Annotated in this window: 18 protein-coding genes; 10 read left to right on the top strand and 8 right to left on the bottom strand. The window is 34.7% G+C overall.

Annotated features, from left to right (window positions below; genetic code table 11):
• Positions 1–108 precede the first annotated feature (108 nt).
• Positions 109–291: a hypothetical protein gene (locus ACGH6S_RS09235; protein WP_174799192.1), complete on the bottom strand. Its 183-nt coding sequence runs from the start codon at positions 289–291 to the stop codon at positions 109–111.
• 232 nt (positions 292–523) lie between these two features.
• On the opposite strand from ACGH6S_RS09235, the gene ACGH6S_RS09230 reads away from it, so the two are divergent.
• Positions 524–775, top strand: a complete 252-nt coding sequence (locus ACGH6S_RS09230) for a YfhL family 4Fe-4S dicluster ferredoxin (RefSeq protein WP_034911286.1) — start codon at positions 524–526, stop codon at positions 773–775.
• Position 776: 1 nt separating this feature from the next.
• Here ACGH6S_RS09230 and ispH read toward each other — a convergent pair whose 3' ends face one another.
• The 5 genes from ispH to folE all read right to left on the bottom strand — a co-directional run bounded on the left by ispH (position 777) and on the right by folE (position 6,923).
• Complete coding sequence (gene ispH / locus ACGH6S_RS09225; protein ID WP_411578777.1) at positions 777–1,724, bottom strand: 4-hydroxy-3-methylbut-2-enyl diphosphate reductase; 948 nt, start codon at positions 1,722–1,724, stop codon at positions 777–779.
• Position 1,725: 1 nt separating this feature from the next.
• Positions 1,726–2,211 carry a signal peptidase II gene (gene lspA / locus ACGH6S_RS09220; protein ID WP_202983962.1) on the bottom strand — a complete coding sequence of 162 codons (486 nt, stop codon included), beginning with the start codon at positions 2,209–2,211 and terminating at the stop codon, positions 1,726–1,728.
• 90 nt (positions 2,212–2,301) lie between these two features.
• Positions 2,302–5,109 (bottom strand): isoleucine--tRNA ligase, encoded by a 2,808-nt coding sequence (ileS, locus tag ACGH6S_RS09215; RefSeq protein WP_411578776.1) that lies wholly within the window; start codon positions 5,107–5,109, stop codon positions 2,302–2,304.
• Between the two features lie 30 nt (positions 5,110–5,139).
• A complete protein-coding gene (gene ribF / locus ACGH6S_RS09210) occupies positions 5,140–6,084 on the bottom strand; it encodes a bifunctional riboflavin kinase/FAD synthetase (RefSeq protein ID WP_411578775.1) in 945 nt (314 codons plus the stop codon).
• Positions 6,085–6,263: 179 nt separating this feature from the next.
• On the bottom strand, positions 6,264–6,923 hold the full coding sequence (gene folE, locus ACGH6S_RS09205; RefSeq protein ID WP_174799198.1) for a GTP cyclohydrolase I FolE: 660 nt from the start codon (positions 6,921–6,923) through the stop codon (positions 6,264–6,266).
• A gap of 202 nt (positions 6,924–7,125) precedes the next feature.
• Here folE and polA point away from each other — a divergent pair, with 202 nt between their 5' ends.
• The 6 genes from polA to asnB all read left to right on the top strand — a co-directional run bounded on the left by polA (position 7,126) and on the right by asnB (position 15,775).
• Complete coding sequence (gene polA, locus ACGH6S_RS09200) at positions 7,126–9,897, top strand: DNA polymerase I (RefSeq protein WP_411578774.1); 2,772 nt, start codon at positions 7,126–7,128, stop codon at positions 9,895–9,897.
• A 281-nt stretch (positions 9,898–10,178) separates the two neighbouring features.
• Positions 10,179–11,609 (top strand): glutamate--tRNA ligase, encoded by a 1,431-nt coding sequence (gene gltX / locus ACGH6S_RS09195; protein WP_411578773.1) that lies wholly within the window; start codon positions 10,179–10,181, stop codon positions 11,607–11,609.
• A 54-nt stretch (positions 11,610–11,663) separates the two neighbouring features.
• Positions 11,664–13,277, top strand: a complete 1,614-nt coding sequence (locus ACGH6S_RS09190; protein WP_411578772.1) for a YdbH domain-containing protein — start codon at positions 11,664–11,666, stop codon at positions 13,275–13,277.
• Positions 13,278–13,288: 11 nt separating this feature from the next.
• Positions 13,289–13,474 (top strand): YnbE family lipoprotein, encoded by a 186-nt coding sequence (locus tag ACGH6S_RS09185; RefSeq protein ID WP_034911268.1) that lies wholly within the window; start codon positions 13,289–13,291, stop codon positions 13,472–13,474.
• 105 nt (positions 13,475–13,579) lie between these two features.
• Positions 13,580–13,924 (top strand): YdbL family protein, encoded by a 345-nt coding sequence (locus tag ACGH6S_RS09180; RefSeq protein WP_085165597.1) that lies wholly within the window; start codon positions 13,580–13,582, stop codon positions 13,922–13,924.
• A 177-nt stretch (positions 13,925–14,101) separates the two neighbouring features.
• Positions 14,102–15,775 (top strand): asparagine synthase B, encoded by a 1,674-nt coding sequence (asnB, locus tag ACGH6S_RS09175; protein ID WP_034911264.1) that lies wholly within the window; start codon positions 14,102–14,104, stop codon positions 15,773–15,775.
• Positions 15,776–15,855: 80 nt separating this feature from the next.
• On the opposite strand, the gene satP is transcribed toward asnB, so the two are convergent.
• Positions 15,856–16,434, bottom strand: a complete 579-nt coding sequence (gene satP, locus ACGH6S_RS09170; protein ID WP_411578771.1) for an acetate uptake transporter — start codon at positions 16,432–16,434, stop codon at positions 15,856–15,858.
• 229 nt (positions 16,435–16,663) lie between these two features.
• Between satP and dnaK the strand changes: the two genes are divergently transcribed.
• Both dnaK and dnaJ read left to right on the top strand, forming a co-directional pair.
• Complete coding sequence (dnaK, locus tag ACGH6S_RS09165) at positions 16,664–18,580, top strand: molecular chaperone DnaK (RefSeq protein ID WP_085165595.1); 1,917 nt, start codon at positions 16,664–16,666, stop codon at positions 18,578–18,580.
• Positions 18,581–18,705: 125 nt separating this feature from the next.
• Complete coding sequence (dnaJ, locus tag ACGH6S_RS09160; RefSeq protein ID WP_411578770.1) at positions 18,706–19,830, top strand: molecular chaperone DnaJ; 1,125 nt, start codon at positions 18,706–18,708, stop codon at positions 19,828–19,830.
• A gap of 202 nt (positions 19,831–20,032) precedes the next feature.
• Here dnaJ and ACGH6S_RS09155 read toward each other — a convergent pair whose 3' ends face one another.
• A complete protein-coding gene (locus tag ACGH6S_RS09155) occupies positions 20,033–20,605 on the bottom strand; it encodes a hypothetical protein (protein WP_296301194.1) in 573 nt (190 codons plus the stop codon).
• A 699-nt stretch (positions 20,606–21,304) separates the two neighbouring features.
• On the opposite strand from ACGH6S_RS09155, the gene ACGH6S_RS09150 reads away from it, so the two are divergent.
• Positions 21,305–22,390 carry a hypothetical protein gene (locus ACGH6S_RS09150; protein ID WP_411578769.1) on the top strand — a complete coding sequence of 362 codons (1,086 nt, stop codon included), beginning with the start codon at positions 21,305–21,307 and terminating at the stop codon, positions 22,388–22,390.
• The last annotated feature ends 697 nt before the right edge of the window (positions 22,391–23,087 follow it).

Raw genomic sequence — 23,087 nt, 5'->3', positions numbered from 1 at the left:
TTAGCCATTTTCAGTTCTTTAATCTCTTTTTCTAACGCCATTATCCGCTGTTGCTCAGCGGTTAACTCTCGACGGCTAGTTTTATTCGGGGAAAGTTGCCTAATCCATTTATCTAGGCAAGCTCATTTTTTGCCTCCCTGTTGTCAAACTGGTTTTAATAAGCTGTCTTATGTAATCAGCCATACTGATTTTATGATAAAAGCAATATTGGTCGAGTTGTTCTCGCAGTGCCATCAGTAAATCAATAGTGGTTCGCTTCATGCCGCAGGCAGGGGTATTGATTTTCTTCATTAGTGTAATATCCTTATCTTTTGCTATATATAGCATCAACTTAAAAAAAGCGACCCGCATAAGCTGCTGTAGTACTCACTTTTAAGTATAGCTAAATGAAATAGCATGATTTTCTAAAATTTTTTGCAAAGATTGAACTACTCAATAAGCGATAACGCGATCTTTATTCGGATTTATTGGTGATTACGCTATAATGGTACTAATTTTTTTAATTAGTAAAGTTAGAAGAGCAATGGCGTTAAAAATAACCAATAAGTGTATTAATTGTGACATGTGTGAGCCTGAGTGCCCAAATGAGGCAATCTCAATGGGGTTTGATACTTATGAAATTGATCCCAATAAATGTACAGAATGTGTCGGTTATTATGATCATTCGACTTGTCAGCGAGTTTGCCCTATTCAAAATGCCATCATTGCAGATCCTGAACATATTGAAACAAAAGAAGAGTTATTAGTAAAATTTGAGGGACTTAAGTCTTCTTAAATCAGGTTGATTTAATGTTAATTCGAAGTTCTTTTGGAATTTCAAAAGTGATATTTTCTAAAATGCCATCTGTTTCAATAAGCGATGTGCAACCTAAGCTTTTTAAATGATCAATCACCTGTTGTACTAAAATCTCAGGCGCAGAAGCTCCTGCTGTTACGCCGATTGTATGTGCGTTTATTAACCACTCTTTTTGGATGTCAGATGCAAAATCAATTAAATAAGCTTGTTTGCTGTTTCGCCTTGCTAGCTCGGCTAGGCGATTTGAATTAGACGAATTTTTAGAACCTACGACTAAAACAATGTCTGCGCGTGATGATAATTGTTTCACTGCTTGCTGGCGATTGGTTGTAGCATAGCAGATATCATTTTTGCGAGGGCTGCGAATATTAGGAAAACGTTTTTTTAAAGCATCTATAATTTGAGCAGCATCATCAACGGATAAAGTTGTTTGAGTGGTAAAGCAAAGATTATTTTCGTTTTTTACCTGTAGCTTTTTTACATCATCAATTGATTCGATTAAATAAATACCACCTTCGGGATTGTTATATTGTCCCATTGTACCATCTACTTCAATATGCCCAGCATGGCCGATTAAAATAACCTCTTCACCACGATAACTCGATCTAGCCACTTCCATATGTACTTTGGTTACAAGTGGGCAAGTGGCATCAAAAACACGGAGTTTACGTTGTTTGGCTTCCTCACGGATAGCTTTAGACACTCCATGCGCTGAAAAGATAAGAATTGAGTTATCGGGTACTTCGCTAATATCTTCAATGAAAATTGCCCCTAATTCTTTTAGGCGATTAACGACATAGCGATTGTGTACTACTTCGTGACGGACATAAACTGGTGCGCCAAACAATTCTAGTGCACGTTCAACAATTGTGATAGCACGATCAACACCAGCGCAAAACCCGCGAGGATTGGCCAAAATAATTTGCATACTATACAGTCTTCTTTGGTTTTTTATAATTACTGAAAATAAATAGTCCAATACCAACGCAGATTGCACAGTCAGCAATATTAAAAGTTGGATAGTGCCAGTCACCAAAATTGACATCTAAAAAGTCAATCACAAATCCATGATAAAGACGATCAAATAAATTACCTAATGCACCGCCTAAAATCATTGATAACGACAAGTTCTCTAATTTTTGTTGGCGAGTGTTGCGGTATAACATACGTACTATCACGGCACTGATAATTAAAGCGATAGCAGCAAGCATCATACGTTGCCCTTCAAAAATGCTAAAGGCAGCGCCAATATTGCGTACATAAGTGATAGAGAAGAATGGCAAAAGATTCACTGATTCAAATAGCGAGAAATTATTTATAATCCAAAATTTACTTGCGATATCAATGATAAAAACAATGATTGCAAATAATAACCAGTAAAGTCCATTATCTTTTTTCATATAGTTTGTGCTCATTATTATGTTTCCGCCGACAATCGTCGACGGAAAAGGTACTAGATTGCTTAAGGGATTGGCATAGCTCCATTTAATTTACTAAATAGATTGCTATGCGAAATGCCTTACCTCGCCTTTGCCGTGAATGTTTTCTTCACAACGCTTACATAAATGTGATGTTGGCTCATTATCGATGGTATAGTGCCAGCAACGAGGGCATTTATCACCTTGTGCTTTAGCGAGTTCAATTTTTAGTCCTTGAATATCGCTTTGCACCGCATTTTCAGGTGCTTCTTGTAATGGTTTTACGCTAGCTTGTGATGTTAGTAATACAAAGCGTAATTCGTTTTCTAATTTAGCTAATGTTGCTGCAATATCTTTATCAGCATAAAGCGTAACAGCAGCTTCAAGTGCACCACCAATCACTTTATCATTACGACCTTGTTCAAGCACTTTATTCACTTCGCTACGAATGGTTAAAATCTGAGCCCAATATTCGCTATTTAATGCTTCGCTTTCTGGCAATGTAAATAGTGCTGTATACCACTCATCTTCAAAAACAAATTCTTGTTTATCAGCCATTGGCAGATATTGCCAAATTTCATCAGCAGTGAATGATAAAATAGGTGCAATCCAACGAACCATTGCTTGCGCAATATGATATAAAGCAGTTTGGCAACTGTGACGGGCAATACTATCACTTTTTGCTGTGTATTGGCGATCTTTAATAATATCTAAATAGAATGATCCCATTTCGATTGAGCAAAATTGCATAATACGTTGTACAACTTTATGGAAATCGTAATTTTCATAAGCCTGAATAATTTGTTCTTGTGCTTCTTTTGCCATACTAACTGCCCAGCGATCAAGAATAACCATATCTTCTTGTTTTACCATATCTTTAGCTGGATCAAATCCATTTAAATTTGCCAGTAAAAAACGTGCGGTATTACGAATACGGCGATAACTATCGGCAGCTCGTTTGATAATTTCTTCCGAATAACTCATTTCACCTGAATAATCGGTCGATGCAATCCATAGGCGTAAAATATCAGCCCCAAGTTTGTTCATCACTTCTTGTGGTGTCACAATATTACCTAGTGACTTAGACATTTTACGGCCTTGACCGTCAACCACAAAACCATGTGTTAATACTTGTTTATAAGGGGCTTTATTATCAATTGCTGTTGATAACATTAATGAAGACATAAACCAACCACGATGTTGATCTGAACCTTCTAAATAAAGTTCTGCATCATGTCCTTCAAATTCAGGGCGTGCACGCACAACAGAAGAGAATGTTGATCCTGAGTCAAACCAAACATCTAACGTATCAGGTACTTTACGATAATCATCAGCATCAGGACCTAAAAGATCTTTAATATCAGCATCCCACCAAGCTTGAATGCCATCTTTTTCAACTAACTGTGCAACTTTTTCAACTAATGCTAGTGTATCAGGATGAAGTTCTTCGGTCTCTTTGTGAACAAACAACGTCATAGGTACACCCCATGTGCGTTGGCGAGAAATGCACCAATCAGGGCGATTAGTAACCATGGTTTCAATGCGTGCTTGTCCCCAATCAGGGATCCAACGAACTTGCTTAATTTCTTTTAATGATTGGGTTCGCAGACCTTGTTTATCCATGCTAATAAACCATTGTGGTGTTGCACGATAAATAACCGGTGTTTTATGACGCCAACAACATGGATAGCTATGTTCAATATTTTCAAAGTGTAATAGTGCGTTATGTTCTTTTAATATTTCAATGACAATTTTATTCGCTTTAAAGACAAATAACCCATCGAGACCAGCGCCCGTTCCAGGCAAGTAACAACCATTACCACCAACTGGATTTGCCACTTCAAGACCATATTTTTGACCGACCATAAAGTCTTCTGTACCATGTCCCGGTGCGGTATGCACAGCTCCTGTACCTGCATCAATTGTAACGTGTTCGCCAAGTACAACTGGTTCATCAAAATCAAGGAATGGGTGTTTAAAACGTAACAACTCAAGAGCATTACCTTGGCAGCTACCTAATACTTTCCATTGGTCGATATTGGCGCGTTGCATTACAGATTCAACTAAATCAGTTGCTAAAATTAAGCACTCTTTATCATTGATTTGAACAAGTTGATATTCAAAATCGGCATTTAAAGCTATCCCTCGGCTAGCTGGTAATGTCCAAGGCGTGGTTGTCCAGATAACAGCATAAATGGTTAAATCAGTATTGATACCAAATTTATTTGCTACAGCTTGATTATCAACAGCTTTAAATTTCACATCAATTGCTGGCGATGATTTATCATAATATTCAACTTCTGCTTCGGCTAAAGATGACATACAATCGGTACACCAATAAACAGGTTTAGCGCCTTTAACTAAATGACCGTTTTTTATCACTCTACCTAACGCACGGATAATATTCGCTTCGGTATTGTAGTCCATTGTACGGTAAGGGTTTTGCCAATCACCTAGTACGCCCATACGGATAAAATCAGCTTTTTGTAGTTCAACTTGTGAAGCGGCATAATCGCGGCAAATTTGACGAAACTCAGCAGGTGTTACTTTTACACCTGGTTTTCCTACTTGCTCTTCAACTTTTTGTTCAATCGGTAAGCCATGACAATCCCATCCTGGAATATAAGGGGAATTATAACCGCTTAACCCTTTTGATTTGATAATAATATCTTTAAGGATTTTATTAACGGCGTGACCAATATGTAGTTTTCCGTTTGCATAAGGAGGGCCATCATGCAGAATAAAGTTTTTTTTACCTTTTTTGGCCGAGCGAATTTTGCGATAAAGTTCTTTATCGTACCAATTTTGTAACATTGCTGGTTCGCGTTTAGCAAGATCTCCTCGCATTGGGAATCCAGTTTCCGGTAGATTCAATGTATTTTTATAGTCTGTCATGCTGATTTATTCCAGTTAAATGTGTTGATACTACTTTTTATTGGTTAATTTTGCACTGATCTTTTTCGCAGTGCAAATATCTTGTGTAATTTGTTGTTTTAATTCTGCTAATGAGTCAAATTTTTTCTCATCGCGTAATTTTTTGATGAACGTTATGTCTAAATATTGTCCATATATATTACTCGAAAAGTCAAAAAGATTTACTTCAAGTATTGCGGTTTTTCCATTAATAGTTGGTCTTATCCCAATATTGGCAATACCGTTATAATGCTGATTATTGCAGATATTTTTGACTTTAACAAAATAGACTCCTTGTAGTGCAGGCTTTTTTCGATGTAAGTGAATATTTGCTGTTGGAAATCCCAATTCCCTTGCTAAAGCATTGCCATGAACTACGCGACCTTGAATTGTATAATCACGGCCTAATAGACAATGAGCCAATTCAAAATCACTATTCAAAAGTGCTTGGCGAATAGCAGTACTACTTATACGAAAATTATTCCAAACAAATGTTGGTATGCTTTCTACTACAAAATCATGATTTCGCGAATATTGTTGTAGAAGGTTGATATCCCCTTTACGTTCAAATCCGAACCGAAAATCATCACCAATTGTAATGTATTTAGCTTGTAGCTTATTGATCAACCAATCTTGAATAAAATGATCGGCAGACATATTGGCAAAAGTTTGGGTAAATGGAATAGCAATAATATAGTCGATACCTAATTTTTCAATAAAAATAACTTTTTCATGAAATGAAGTTAAACGTGACGGCGCATTATCTTGGGCAAAAAACTCTAGTGGTTGCGGCTCAAATAACATCACAACAGTGGGAAGATTGAGTTTTTTACCTTGTTTAATAATATGGTTAATTAATTGTTGATGTCCTAAATGCACGCCATCAAAATTTCCCAAGGTTAGAACACATTGAGAAAACTGATTTTTTAGATTAGTTATACCACGGATAATCTTCATGAAAACAATGTTATTTATATTAAGTAACCAAGAATTATACCAATCTTTCTTGAAGATGCACGCAATATAAAGTTAGATTTTGTCGCTTTTCTTCAAGCATTTTCACTGTTTGAGATAAAATGCTAAGTGACTCGGTCATACTTTAAACTGTTGTGATTCAAACATACCCATTTATAAAATTAATAATGGTTTAGTGCTCGCAAAAATTCTTGCCTTGTGCTTGGGTTTGTTTTAAACCCGCCTCCGAGGGCAGTTGTTGTTGTAATACTATTGGAGTCTTTAATGCCTCGGGATTTAACGCAATAATGGGTTGCATCAATAGAAACCGCTACATTAACCGTACCTAGTAGTGTTTGTAGTGCCACTAAAATTTGTTGTGTTAATCTTTCTTGTACTTGAGGGCGTTGGGAAAAAAAAGTTACAATTCGATTAATTTTCGATAAACCAATGACTTTATCTTTGGGAATATAAGAAACCGTTGCTTTACCGTCTATTGTGACAAAATGGTGTTCACAGACACTAGTTAGTGTAATATCGCGAACCGTTATCATTTCATCAACTTGCATTTTATTTTCGATTAACGTAATTTTTGGAAAATTTTCGTAATAAAGACCAGAAAAAATCTCATCAACATACATTTTCGACACACGGTGAGGAGTTTGTGCAAGGCTATCATCAGATAGATCAAGTTCCATTAGCTTCATAATTTCACGAAAATGCGACTCGATTTTTGCTTTACGCTCATTATTATCTATAACTAGACGGCATAATGGTGTTTCAAGATTTTTAGCTGCAAGGGCTTCTTTGACTTTTTGCGCGGCAGGGCTTAATTGTGTCATTTATTACATACTCAAGCGAAAATGAATGCGTTATTATATAACACTCATTGCGCAATATACAGTTGTTTACACATGATTTTATACTGAAACATAGTGTTACCTGAAACTTTTTTACATTATATTGTTGACTTGGTAAGAATATTATTACCAATTAGGTGTTATACTATCAGCCATTAAATTAAATAATGTTTAGGTAACCATAATGCCAAATAATACACCGATTATTTTAATTGATGGATCATCTTATCTTTATCGTGCTTTTTTTGCTTGTCCACCATTAACCAATGCTAAAGGTGAGCCTACAGGCGCTATTTTTGGTGTGGTTAATATGGTTCGTAGTTTAATTAATCAGTACAATCCTACACATATTGCCGTGGTTTTTGATGCAAAAGGAGGATCATTTCGCAATGAGCTTTATAATGAATATAAAGCCACGCGAGATGAAATGCCTGAAAATCTTCGTCCGCAAATCGAACCTATTCATACTATTTTGAAAGCCATGGGATTACCATTACTTTGTATTGAAGGTGTTGAAGCAGATGATGTAATTGGTACATTAGCAAGACAGGCTGAGAGGGAGAATCTAGAAGTATTAATCAGTACTGGTGATAAAGATATGGCACAGCTAGTGAGCGATAGAATTACATTGATTAATACGATGAATAATACCCAATTAGATTCACAAGGGGTAATAAAGAAATTTGGTGTTCCGCCAGAAAAAATTATTGATTATTTAGCTTTAAGAGGCGATTCGTCTGATAATATTCCTGGCGTACCAGGTATAGGTGAAAAGACAGCACAAAGTTTGTTATCTGAATTTGATGGTGTAGAAGATATTTATAATCGGTTAGACGATATTGAAAAATTGAAGATCCGAGGCGCTAAATCTTTAAAACAGAAATTGATTGATAATCAAAATGATGCCGATCTTTCTTATTTACTTGCAACAATCAAAACTGATGTTAAGTTAGATTTTTCCAATGAACAATTATTGGTAGGTGATATTGATGTTAAGGCTCTAGTTGAATTATTTAATTATTATGGTTTTCATCGTTGGCAAAAAGAATTAATGGCTGGTACTTTTTTAAATCAGCAGAAAAATCAAGTTATAGAAGGTGATGATAATTACTTCATTCAAGAAGAACAAACAACAGCACAAAAAAGAGAGACTGATTACCAGTGTATATTAACTGAAAAGCAATTAGATGAATGGATCACAAAATTAACAAATAGCGAACTATTTGCTTTTGATACTGAAACAGATAATGTTGATCACGTGCATGCTAAATTAGTTGGTATATCATTAAGTGTTGAACCTCATCAAGCGGCTTATATTCCACTTTCTCATCAGTATTTAGGTGTTCCTAAGCAATTACCACTAGATGATGTATTAGCTAAATTAAAACCAATATTTGAAAATCCAGAAATCAAAAAAATTGCCCAAAATGCAAAATTTGATTACAGCGTGCTAGCAAATTATGGCATAACCATACAAGGGATTGCGTTTGATACTATGATTGAATCTTATGTATTAAATAGTACTGACCGTCATGATATGGATAGTTTGGCCAATCGTTATTTGGATCATAAAACCATTACTTATGATGAATTAACTAAATTTGATAAAATTCAGGTTACTATTGATAATATTGATGTGGAAAAAACCACACAATATGCTGCTGAAGATGCTGATGTTACCTTACAATTGCATAATAAATTATGGCCAGATCTTGAAAAAGATGAAAAATTAAAAGCTCTATTCACAGATATTGAAATGCCTCTCACCACTTTGATAGCAGAAATGGAACGAACAGGCGTTTTGATTGATGTCAAGTTATTAAATAAACATTCTAGTGAATTGAGAAAGAAATTAAACGAAATTCAAGAAACGTTACAATTGTTGGCAGGTGAAAAATTTAATCCAGCATCACCTAAACAGATTCAAGCTCTTTTATTTGATAAACATCAATTACCAGTTCTCAAAAAGACACCAAAGGGCGAACCATCAACCAGTGAAGATGTTTTGAGTGAGCTAGCTAATCAATACGAATTGCCACGCATGATCTTGCTTTATCGTAGTTTAGCTAAGTTAAAAAATACCTATACCGATAAATTGCCATTGATGGTTAGTCCTATCGATCATCGTATTCATACCAATTATAATCAAATTGGTACTGTAACTGGGCGATTGTCGTCAAATGAGCCAAATTTACAACATATCCCAGTGCGAAATGAAGAAGGGCGACGAATTCGCCAAGCTTTTATTGCACCAAAGGGATATAAAATTATTTCGGCAGACTACTCGCAAATTGAATTACGGATCATGGCGCATCTATCACAAGATAAAAGTTTACTTTATGCTTTTTCTCATGATAAAGACATTCACCGTGTTACGGCTAGTGAAATTTTGGGTAAAACTGAATCTGAAGTGACTTCTGAAGAGCGAAGACGTGCAAAAGCGGTTAACTTTGGATTAATTTATGGTATGAGCGCCTTTGGTTTATCTAAACAAATTAATATTGCGCGTAAAGAAGCTCAGTTTTATATCGATCGTTATTTTGAGCGCTATCCAGGTGTTCAAGCGTATATGGACCAAATTCGCCAACAAGCTGCTGAACAAGGTTATGTTGAAACCCTATCTGGTCGACGTTTGTATCTTCCTAAAATTAAATCTGGAAGCGCCATTGAACGACGCGGTGCTGAGCGTGCAGCCATTAATGCCCCAATGCAAGGTACAGCGGCTGATATTATTAAAACAGCAATGATTAAGGTAAGTGAATGGATAAAAAGCTTACCTGTAGATAATATTAGAATGGTTATGCAAGTACACGATGAGTTAGTATTTGAAGTAAAAGAAGAATTAGTTGAGCAATATAAAGCTCAGATAAAATCGATCATGGAAAATTGTTACCAACTATCTATACCATTAAAAGTGGATGTAGGTTTCGGTAATAATTGGGATGAAGCACATTAATCATACTAAATTAGTACTAAATAATTCAGCCTTATCTGTCTAGTTAAGGCTGATATTATACTTAAACGTATACTTTCCTGAAACTTTTTAACAAGTTAAATTAACCTGTTAACTATAATGGAACTATTGCCGAAACCTTTCGTCGTGTTAGAATAAGCAACTAAATTGAATCGATACAAACATATTATTCTGCTTGTTGATATATAGCAGAATTAAAGGAAATGGTGCTGGTATTCGTTTTGTTGTTAAAGCTCTATTTTCGTTATTATTAGGATTATTTCATGAAAATCAAAACCCGTTTTGCACCTAGCCCAACAGGCTATTTACATGTAGGTGGTGCACGTACAGCACTTTATTCTTGGCTTTATACTCGCCATGCAAAAGGTGCATTTGTATTACGCATTGAAGATACCGATCTTGAGCGCTCAACGCCTGAAGCGATTAAAGCAATAATGGAAGGTATGAATTGGTTAAAATTATCATGGGACGAAGGTCCTTATTATCAAACTAAACGCTTTGATCGTTATAATCAAGTCATCGATGAAATGTTAGCCAAAGGCACAGCTTATCGTTGCTACTGTTCTAAAGAGCGCCTTGAAAAATTGCGTGAAGAGCAAATGGCAAAAGGTGAAAAAGCGCGTTACGATGGGCATTGCCGTTGTGCTTCAGTACAACAAGAGCATACTCATGATGAGCCACATGTTGTTCGTTTTGCTAACCCTACTGATGGCACCGTTATTTTTAATGATTTAATCCGTGGTCCAATTGAGATTGCTAATAAAGAGCTTGATGATCTTATTATTCGCCGCACTGATGGTTCACCAACTTATAATTTCTGTGTCGTTGTTGATGATTGGGATATGGAAATTACCCATGTTATTCGTGGTGAAGATCACATCAACAACACACCACGCCAGATCAATATTCTAGAAGCATTAGGAGCGCCAATTCCTAAATATGGTCATGTATCAATGATTTTAGGGGATGATGGACAAAAATTATCTAAACGTCACGGAGCGGTTAGTGTCATGCAATATCGTGATGATGGTTATTTGCCCGAAGCATTACTTAACTATTTAGTGCGTCTTGGTTGGTCACACGGTGATCAAGAGATATTTTCTGTTCCGGAAATGATTAGTTATTTTTCATTAGATGCGGTTAGTAAATCAGCCAGTGCCTTTAATACTGAAAAATTACTTTGGTTAAATCACTATTATATCAACCATCTTGATGCGGATTATGTTGCTCAACATTTAATTTGGCATATGAACCAACAAGGATATGATTTATCACAAGGTCCTGATCTTATCACTATTATTAAGTTATTTGGTGAACGTTGTAAAACGCTTAAAGAGATGGCTGAATCATGTGCTTATTGCTATCGAGATTTTGAAGATTATGATGCCGATGCGGCTAAAAAACATTTGCGCCCAGTCGCCAAAGAGCCATTAGAAACAATTAAAGCAAAAATTGAAGCTATTGCTGACTTTGATTGGCAAATTGATAAAATTCATCATGCGATTGAAGCAACTGCAACCGAGCTTAATGTTGGTATGGGTAAAGTTGGCATGCCATTACGCGTTGCTGTAACAGGTATCGGGCAATCGCCATCGGTTGATACAACTGTTTTTGCGGTAGGCAAAAAACGAGCGCTTGCTAGAATTGATAAGGCTTTGGCATATATTAATCAACGTGAGCAATCTCAAAATTAATATATTTATTGCAGGGAAATCCCTGCAACCTTTTTTGTCAAAGTGAGAACTTCTATGGTTCGCTTAAAAAAACGCTATTGGATCTTACTCAGTATCTTATTTTTCCTCATACTGTTTTGCTTGTTTGGGTGGCATTATTGGCAGACTTTCAAGCAGAAAAATGGGATTATTGTTGATTGGCATGGTGCTAGCGTTGGCTTTAAAGGTCTTACTTTTGACGAACTTACTGTCAGTAAACCATCCCAAGTTTCTATAACTGCTAAAAATTTATCAATTTCATTATCGCAGTTAACTGCAAATAATTTAGATATTTATTGGCAACCCAATGAATCTGAAATAGCTTTAGAAACTATTGAAAATACGGTTGATACAACGACTGAAACGCTTAATCAATCTGATCCCGATCTCTCTTTGATTTCAACTATTATTTATTGGTTACCTAAAACGATTCATATAGATACACTGCGACTTTATGAACAAAATAAAGCGAGATTAGATTTAAAAGTTGATATAAGTAAACAGCAAGAAGCAATACAACTTAATTTATCAACCAATACCCAAGAAATAACACAATTGTCTGCCATTTTGTTGTTTAATCAACAGGCTTTGCGGATTGACATACAAAACGGCCTTTTTAAAACATCCCTAAATCAATTTGGTTTACAAAATAGTAATTTAGTCTTACCGTTTACTGGATGGCTATCTAGTCATCAATTGGAATTAATAACTTCGGATAAAGCATCAATTAGTTTAGAAAAAGCAAATCTTTCTGATGATTTAATCCTTGGTTCTTCCAATGGGGATTTCAATATTCAACTTAAATCAAACATTCCATTTGATAGTAACCAACTATCTGCTATAGCAACATTAACCATTAATAAACTCAATGGTATTTATAAAACTAGTGAAATCAAATCGGTTACAGGCGATATCAATATTATTATTAAAGATAACCAATTTACTATTTCAACACCGGTATTAAATATTCAAGAAGTAAATATGGGGATCGCTTTTGAAAAGATTAAATTAGTTGGAAGCTATTTAGCCTCGTTTAAAGCACCAAACAAAGGAACGGTTACATGGAAAAAAGCTCAAGCTAATATATTCTCTGGTTTGGTTTTTATTGAAGAAAATAAATTGAATTTAGCTAAATTACCCCAACAATTTAATTTAAGGTTAAAACAGATACAACTAAAAGATATTTTTAAGCAATATCCTTCTGAAGGGCTTGCTGGTGATGGTGCAATTGATGGAGTTTTACCTATTACGTTATCAGAGATAAAGAAAAAGGGTGAAACAGCTTTAAAATTTGTCATTAACAATGGCAAGTTAGTTACGATCAACGAGGGTTATTTACAATTTGAAAATTCTGCTCTCAAAAGCTATGGGCAAAATAACCCCAATATGAAAATACTCACTGATATTATTAAAAATTTTCATTATACTAAGTTACAAGGCGCAGTTGATTACGCTAATGACATTGCCAAATTAAAATTGAATATTCAAGGCAGTAATTTGGATGTCGAAAATGGCAAAGCGGTTAATTTAAATATCAACCTTGAAGAAAATATGACTAAATTGCTCATGAGTTTACAGTTATCCGATCAAATTAGTGAGCCAATCCGTAAACGTATTGAAGCTTATTTAAAAAATAAATCTTCAAAATAAGGGGTTATTTTATGGTACGAAATGTTATTGCAATTATAATATTAGCAGGTGTATTAACGGGATGTTCACCAACAGTTAAAGTTCAAGCACCGAGTGAACCAATTAATATCAATTTAAATGTTAAGATAGACCATGAAATTAATATTAAGGTTGATAAAGCTTTAGATAATATAATCAATAAATCTGGATTATATTAATTAATAAGTTTTATTTTTATCTGTCTTTTTGATTATAAGTTTTAATAAAAATCTATACTCACATTTAAATAAATAAAATACGATGTATTTATTAAGGAGTTTGTTATGAATATCTGTAAGAAAGCAACCTTGGCATTATTTTCAGTTGTGTTATCTTTTTCTGCGTTTGCATTAAATTTAGATCAAGCAATAGATTCATTAAGCCAAGCCAAAGCTCAAGGGATAGTTGGTGAACAGGCTGATGGTTATTTAGGTGTAGTGAAAAACGAAGGTAACGCTTCTGAAATTGCGCAATTAATTAATCAGGCTCGTAAAGAACAATACCAAAAAGTATCAGCTGAAAGTAATGTCCCTTTAAATGAAGTAGAAAAAAAGGCCGGTAGTAAAGCGCAAGAAAAGACCCCAGCAGGTCAATATATAAAGCGACAAGGCCAATGGTTAAAAAAATAATTGCTACTTTTTTCAGTAGTAAGAAAAGTATAATCACATTATGCTTTAATTGTGTATAAATAATGTGTATTCTGTTTGTTTAAATATTTGTTTTATGTTTAACAAAATAAAAAAATTTATCTAGTTAGTTTTTACTTGTAACAGTATCGCTTATGCGATTTGAAATGGAGAAAATCAATGTGTTCGATTTTAGGTATTCTTGATATTAAATCAGATCCAGAACAACTACGAACAAAAGCATTAGAGCTATCATGTCTACAGCGTCATCGTGGTCCTGATTGGTCTGGTATCTTTGCGTCTGATAAAGCAATTCTTGCTCATGAACGTTTATCAATTGTAGATGTTAATACAGGATCTCAGCCTCTTTATAATAAAGATAAAACCCTAGTTTTAGCGGTAAATGGCGAAATTTATAATCATCAAGAACTCCGAAATCAGTACAAAGATCGTTATGAGTTTCAAACAGGTTCTGACTGTGAAGTGATTCTTGCTTTATATCAAGAAAAAGGTATTGATTGCCTTGATGAATTACAAGGTATGTTTGCTTTTATCCTTTATGATATCAATAAAGGCAGCTATTTTATTGGCCGTGACCATATTGGTATTATTCCAATGTATACAGGTCATGATGAAAATGGCACATTTTATGTTGCCTCTGAAATGAAAGCATTAGTGCCTGTTTGTAAAACAATTGAAGCTTTCCCTCCAGGATGCTATCTATCTAGTACCGAAGGTGAAATCAAAACGTATTACAAACGTGACTGGATGGATTACGAAAATGTGAAAGACAATAAGACGGATATTAATGCACTGCGTGTTGCATTAGAAGAGTCTGTAAAAAGTCATTTAATGTCTGACGTGCCATATGGTGTTTTATTGTCAGGTGGACTTGATTCTTCCGTCATTTCAGCGATCACTAAAAAATTCTCAGCACGTCGTGTTGAAGATCACGAAAAATCAGAAGCATGGTGGCCACAGTTACACTCATTTGCTGTAGGTTTAAAAGGTGCTCCAGATCTAAAAGCTGCACAAGCGGTTGCTGATCATCTAGGTACAGTTCACCACGAAATTAACTTTACCATTCAAGAAGGTATTGACGCGATTCGTGACGTAATTTATTTCATTGAAACTTATGATGTCACCACAATCCGTGCTTCAACACCAATGTATTTAATGGCACGTAAAATCAAAGCAATGGGAATAAAAATGGTACTTTCTGGTGAAGGTGCTGATGAAGTGTTCGGCGGTTACCTCTATTTCCACAAAGCGCCAAATGCTAAAGAGTTCCATGAAGAAACCGTACGTAAATTAGCAGCACTGCATATGTATGATTGTGCACGTGCGAATAAAGCAATGGCGGCTTGGGGCGTTGAAGCTCGAGTACCATTCCTTGATAAAAAATTCTTAGATGTCGCAATGCGCATTAATCCAAAAGATAAAATGTGTGGTAGCAATGGCAAAATGGAAAAACATATTGTCCGCGAAGCATTTGAATCTTACTTACCTGCATCGGTTGTTTGGCGTCAAAAAGAACAATTCTCTGATGGTGTTGGTTATAGTTGGATTGATACATTAAAAGAAATTGCAGAAAGTAAAATTACTGATCAGCAATTAGAAAATGCAAAATTCCGCTTCCCATATAATACGCCAACTTCGAAAGAAGCTTATATGTATCGTGAAATTTTCAATGAACTATTTCCAGTTGAAAGTGCAGCTCATTGTGTACCAGGTGGTCCAACTGTTGCATGTTCAACTGCTAAAGCAATTGAATGGGATGAATCATTTAAGAATTTAAACGATCCATCTGGACGTGCGGCGGTTGGTGTTCATAACGACGCTTATAAAAAATAATTGATTTTAGCGATAATTATTTGATATAAAAAACGGGGAATATTCCCCGTTTTTTATTAACGATAGACTAAATTAAATTATTAATGCGCATCGCCTTTAGGTGCACCAATCGGTAAAATCGTACGACCAAATTGCTCATTAATCACTTCTGCCATTGCTAAATAAACAGCACTTGCTCCACAAATAATGCCTTCAAAACCTGCAATATGAATAATGCCATGGTTACCTGAAATATTACCAATAGCTAATAAAGCAAATAAAACGGTTAAACTAGCAAAAACAAATTGTAATGCGCGGTTGCCTTTTAATGTACCAATAAACATAAAGCCAGTAAAAATTCCCCATAACGCAAGGAAAATACCAACAAAAGTGGCATCAGATGGCGCTGTCGCTGGTGAAGTTGGTAAATACCAAATACCCACTAACGCAATCCAAAAGAAACCATAAGAAGTAAATGCCGTTGTACCAAACGTATTACCTTTTCGAAATTCTAAAATACCAGCAATGACTTGCGCAAGGCCGCCATAAAAAATACCCATTGAGACAATTACTGTCATAGCAGGAAAAAATCCAGCATTATGAATATTCAATAAAATTGTTGTCATACCAAATCCCATTAAGCCAAGAGGGCCTGGATTTGCAAGTTTTGTTTGTTCCATAAGGATCCTATAAATTAAGTAAGATGATTAAAGAGCGGCAATAATAAGTGTAGAAAACTCCATAATCAAGGTTTTAGAAAAATAATTTTTTTGTACCCCCTTGATATTAATAATAACGTTCCCATTTATGTGAAAACAAAAAACATTTCTTTGTGAAGTAAGGGCTTGAAAATTAAAATTTAAGACTTATATACAAGAAATAAAATACAGGTTTTGAGGAGAAAAGATTATGGGTAAAATTATTGGTATTGATTTAGGTACAACAAATTCATGTGTTGCTGTAATGGACAATGGTCAAGCAAAAGTATTAGAAAACGCTGAAGGCGATCGTACAACCCCTTCTATTATTGCTTATACACAAGATGGAGAAATCTTAGTTGGTCAACCAGCAAAACGTCAAGCAGTAACCAATCCACAAAATACACTATTTGCAATTAAACGTTTAATTGGTCGTCGTTTTGAAGATGCCGAAGTACAACGTGACGTTAGCATCATGCCATATAAGATCGTAAAAGCTGACAATGGCGACGCATGGGTTGATGTTAAAGGTCAAAAAATTGCACCGCCACAAATTTCTGCTGAAGTATTGAAAAAAATGAAAAAAACAGCAGAAGATTATCTTGGTGAAGCAGTAACTGAAGCGGTTATTACTGTTCCTGCTTATTTTAACGATGCACAACGTCAAGCAACTAAAGATGCTGGTCGTATTGCAGGACTTGATGTAAAACGTATCATCAACGAACCAACAGCCGCAGCGCTTGCTTATGGTTTAGATAAAGATGTAGGTAACCGAACTATTGCGGTTTATGACCTTGGTGGTGGTACATTTGATATATCTATTATCGAAATTGACGATGTTGATGGCGAAAAAACCTTTGAAGTATTAGCAACAAATGGTGATACTCACTTAGGTGGTGAAGATTTTGACTCACGCTTAATCAATTATTTAGTTGACGAATTTAAACGTGAACAAAACTTCGATCTAAAAAATGATCCGCTAGCAATGCAACGACTAAAAGAAGCGGCAGAAAAAGCGAAAATTGAATTATCATCAGCGCAACAAACTGATATTAATTTACCTTATATCACTGCTGATGCAAGTGGTCCAAAACATTTAAATATTAAAGTGACTCGCGCTAAATTAGAATCATTAGTAGAAGATTTAGTTAAACGTTCAATGGATCCTGTAAAAACAGCATTACAAGATGCAGGTCTTTCTGTTTCTGACATTAAAGACGTTATTCTTGTTGGTGGGCAAACTCGTATGCCAATGGTTCAAAAAGCGGTTGCTGACTTTTTTGGTAAAGAGCCACGTAAAGATGTAAACCCTGACGAAGCGGTTGCAGTTGGTGCGGCTGTTCAAGGTGGTGTACTTGGTGGTGATGTTAAAGATGTATTATTACTTGATGTAACTCCATTGTCTTTAGGTATTGAGACTATGGGTGGTGTAATGACAACTTTAATTGAAAAGAACACAACTATTCCAACAAAACATAGTCAAGTGTTCTCAACAGCTGAAGATAATCAATCAGCAGTAACCATTCATGTATTACAAGGCGAACGTAAACGTGCGGGTGATAACAAATCATTAGGTCAATTTAACCTAGACGGTATTCAACCTGCACCTCGTGGTATGCCACAAATTGAAGTTACTTTTGATATTGATGCTGATGGTATTTTGCATGTATCTGCGAAAGACAAAAATACTGGACGTGAACAAAAAATTACGATTAAAGCCTCATCAGGATTAAGTGAAGAAGAGATTCAAAAAATGGTTAATGATGCAGAAGCAAATGCCGATGCAGATCGTAAATTTGAAGAACTAGCTCAAACTCGTAACCAAGCAGATCATCTAGTTCATTCAACACGTAAACAAGTGACTGAAGCAGGTGATCAGTTATCAGCTGATGATAAAAAAGCAATTGAAGATGCCGTAAGTGCTTTAGAAACTGCTGCTCGTGGCGAAGATAAAGCAGAAATTGAAGCAAAAATTAATGCATTAATGGAAGCTTCTAAAAAATTGCTTGAATTAGCACAACAACAAGCTCAAGCAGCTCAAGGTGCAGAAACAAATAGTGGAAGCTCTAATGCGCAAGATGATGTTGTTGATGCAGACTTCAAAGAAGTTGATGATAATAAAAAATAATCATTAGTTACTATGTTTTTTAATGAGTTATTCCAACAAGTTTTAAACATGTAATACATTAAACGGGCGCGAGGTAACTCAAGCCCGTTTAGTTGTTTATAAAATCATAAAAATAAAGGTTAATTATGGCGAAGAAAGATTATTATGAAACATTGGGCGTCAGTAAAAGTGCCAGTGAAAGTGAGATAAAAAAAGCCTATAAACGCCTAGCCATGAAATATCATCCTGATAAAAATCAGGATAATAAAGCTGAAGCTGAAGAAAAATTCAAAGAAGTAAAAGAAGCTTACGAAGTCCTAACCGATCCGCAAAAAAAAGCCGCTTATGATCAATATGGTCATGCTGCTTTTGAACAAGGTCAAGGCGGTGCAGGAGGATTTGGTGGATTTGGCGGATTTGGCGGCGGTGCTTTTGAAGATATATTCAATGATGTCTTTGGTACTGGTGGTCGTGGACAAAACGCATCTCGCGGCAATGACTTACAATACAATATCACACTAACATTAGAAGAAGCTGCCGCAGGTGTGAGTAAAGAAATTAAAGTTCCAACGTTAGTAAGCTGTGATACTTGCCATGGACAAGGGGCCGAAAAGTCTTCTGATGTGGTAACGTGTAACACATGTCATGGTGCTGGTGTTGTACAAATACGCCAAGTCCTTTGGACTGTGCAGCAAGAGTGTCCAACTTGTCATGGTCGCGGTAAAGTAGTTAAAAATCCATGTAAAAAATGTCACGGTGAAGGCCGAGTACAAAAAACAAAAACATTATCTGTTACTATTCCTGCTGGTGTTGATACAGGAAATCGTATCCGACTTTCTGGTGAAGGTGAAGCTGGATTAAATGGTGCGCCATCTGGTGATTTATACGTACAAGTGCAAGTTAAATCACATGCTATTTTTGAACGAGACGGTACAAACTTACATTGTGAAATTCCAATTAATATTGTATTAGCATCACTTGGTGGCGAAGTTGAAGTGCCAACACTTAATGGCAAGGTCAGCTTAACAATTCCTGCTGAAACACAAACAGGAAAAATGTTCCGACTACGAGGTAAAGGCATAAAATCGTTGCGTGGTAATGCTGTCGGTGATCTTTACTGTCATGTTGTAGTTGAAACACCAGTTAATTTAACCAGTAAACAAAAAGAGTTACTAAAAGAGTTAGGTGAAAGCTTTAAAGCTGATAAAAACTCTAAACACAGTCCCAAAGAAAAAAGCTTCTTTGACAAAGTGAAAAAGTTTTTTGGTTAATTTGATATAGTAAAAGCACGATTGAACAGTAAAATCACTTGTTCAATCGTGTTTTAGCCAACATTAACACCTCTACACCCATCCCTATTTATTCACAAAAACAAAAAACTTTTAGGCAAAAATTAGTTAATGCAGGTATTAACTTTATTAAAGTTTTTGGTGTTTTTTAGCCAAATTAACCGTTTATGCAACTATTTCGTTTTTACTGCGATCCTGTTTTTTGCTTGCGATATTTTTCGGTTAAAATTGCGACATAAAACTTACCGTCAGTTTCTCGGGATAGATGTAAAGCGTATGGTTTATAGCTCCATATTTTATCCCCTACTATGTTTTTATATTCTTCTTTACCATATTTTTGGGTTAATTCTTTATAAACTTTCTGCTCTATTTCTGCTGTGTATGTCATTTTTTTATAAACATTGAACACAACTAATTTGGTAGGGTTACGCTCTAAGTCATCTTCAAGTCTAATTGTTAATTTTTCGTCTTGATTGTTGGCATTTAAAGTTATTTCATAGCTTTTGATTGTGCCTTCGACTATCGATTTTTTTCCTATTTTTGATGGCGGTAATCGCATTTTCATTTCACTAATTTTTATGTCATTTTCAGAAAGGTGATATTTGTTTTTGAGTAATTCAACCAGTTCCAGTTCGGTTATTCCAAGCTTAACCCCTGCAAGTTCAAGATTTTCCGCCTGCTCTTTTGTTAAACCATCAGCCCAACAGGTTGGGATACAAAATAACAAAGTGAATAATAAAAAGTATTTTTTTAACATTGTTTAGTTTGAATAGTATAATGAATTATGAAGTTATCATTTTATTTTAATAAAATAATAAATTAGAAGCTAGCAAGTGAAAAAATAAGTATGGTGCAAAAAGTAAGCAAAATAAATTCCTCAATCAAACTGATTATTTATACAAAAGAAATACTTAAGGAAGATTATTTTATCATAATATTGGCATTAGAATGCGCCGATAACGAAGCGAGGATAAGCTGACAAATATAAAAATCTTTCAATATGTTAAAATATTCTCCAGAAGCTTAATTGCTATAACTCATCCTCGCCAAAAAATTTCTTCAAAAAAATAGTTAGAGCTTTAACAAACAGCAATGCTCTCACTGATTTAAAAAATCAGCTTATTAAGTAACTAAAAATAAGAAACTAAATAAAATACTTGAATAAGTAGTAGATAGGATGTGATGCACTATAATTCTAAACACTGGCAAATCTATATCTTGAATCTTTTTAGAACATTTTCAAAATAATTTGAAGTTAGCACTAAATTACAACAAGATAATGCTATTGATTTAACACTTTAGTCTAATATTGATAATCATATTGCTGAATATTATATCATTAATATTTTAATTAATTATCTTATTAGATGATTAATAGTTATAAAATTTAAATGAATATAGTGTATTATTAATGCTATTTTTGTATGATTTTTATTGAGTTAAGAGGGTAATGTATATGTTTTTCAAAAAGTTTTGGAAAAAATCACCACCTGATATTAAAAACACACCAAAAGAGCAACAAAGCACACAAGATTATTTAAGTGCGATGATTCGAGATTTTTGGCAACAAGTAAAAAATTCTGAACAATCTCTTAATGAACTTGATATTTTAGATATAATGAAAAATATTAATAATCTATTAGATGAAAATCAGTTAGATGTCATTGCTGAAATTACTGTAGGGGATACTAAGAAACATAAAATTATTTTTACTGCGGATGGAAAAATTGAACGCTTCGAATATGTAATAGAAATTTTCCGACAGGCACCTGATCTTCAGTTTTTCGAAGTAGAAGCATTTCGTCAGCGCATTAATAATGTAGATACATTTGTTATAACATCTAAAGAGAGTTCTTTTTCATTAGGTGCAACTGATTTATTAATTCAATACAAAGAAAGTCGTCGTAAAATATCTATCGGTATTATGTTTGCTAAGACAGTCCCTGAAGAGATGATAAAACAGGCAGAAACGATGGCATTAATCTATCTCGATCATCTATTAGGTGAATATGATTTTGCTGTTAGAGTAGAAGCTGTTGAGTTTTTAAAGATAGATCAGAGTGCTACCACAATTCCTGCTAACCAATTTGTAACTATTTTTGATCGGTTATGGAAAGAAGATTTAAAACATACCGGTATATTTAATATTCAAGAAGATCAATGGATTGTATTTGAATTAACAGATCTTAAAATGTTAGTGCATCGTAATGAAGCGGCTAATTCTTTGTTAGGACATGAAAATTATTGTTATGCACTTAATGTTATAGTTGATGTTGATAGTAAAGAGACACTTTCACTTGTTTATGAATTAGAAGATGCTATTAATCTTGCTTTACGTGCTGATGAGAGGGGAATTCATTGCCAAAACAGTTTTAGTGAAGGTGTAAGAAATATGCTATGGTATGTAGGAAATAAACAGTCAGTACTCCAATTAGTTAAACAAATAACAAACCGATATAATACATTATCAGTTAAAATTGAATGTGAGTTCGATCCTTTTTGGTTACAGTACTTACGCTGGGTTGAGTGTTATCAAGCATAAAAAGTATCTATGATTAATGGATACTTTTTTGCACAATAACTATTGTAGCAGGGGATGTTGAGATACTATTCTAAATTTTGTGTATTTACCTGTTAAAGGTGACGGTTTATATGGTTACCAAATTCTGTAATAAATGGACTCAATGCATTTTCCCTGTTTTAGAGGACATAGCACATTTTTTAGAAGCTTGCTGTATTGCTGAAATAGATAACTTTTTAACCGATCGGTCGGGAAAACTTACTTTCATTAGGAAACCACAGCGCAAATGTTTTTCAGCTATATCGTTTAATACTAAATTAATCATCCAATAACTTAGGTTGATAATATTAAGAGCTCATGACAATTGGATTGATTTAGTGGCTTGTAGTTCTTTTGCCCATGTTTTTGTTCCTTGATGGGCATACATTCTTTTATGATTTCTTCCTGAAGCTGTGATTTTAAATTCAATTCGGCAATTATCTGTTTAAGTTTGTTATTTTCGGTCTCAAGTTCTTTTAAGCGTTTGATATCTGAACTTTCTACTCCACCGTATTTTTTCCGCTATTTATAAAAGTTAAATTACCCATATCATATTTTCGGCAATGGTTATAGTATACTATCCATTTTTTAAGCATAACCACCGCTTTCTATTCGCATTACCCTCTGAATTATTGCATAATACAGAGGGTATAAACTATAAAAATTGAGTTAGGAATAA

It is taken from the genome of Gilliamella sp. BG3, from assembly GCF_046635605.1.
Lineage (GTDB): Bacteria > Pseudomonadota > Gammaproteobacteria > Enterobacterales > Orbaceae > Gilliamella > Gilliamella bombi.
This window is presented reverse-complemented; position numbering and strand designations above follow the sequence as displayed.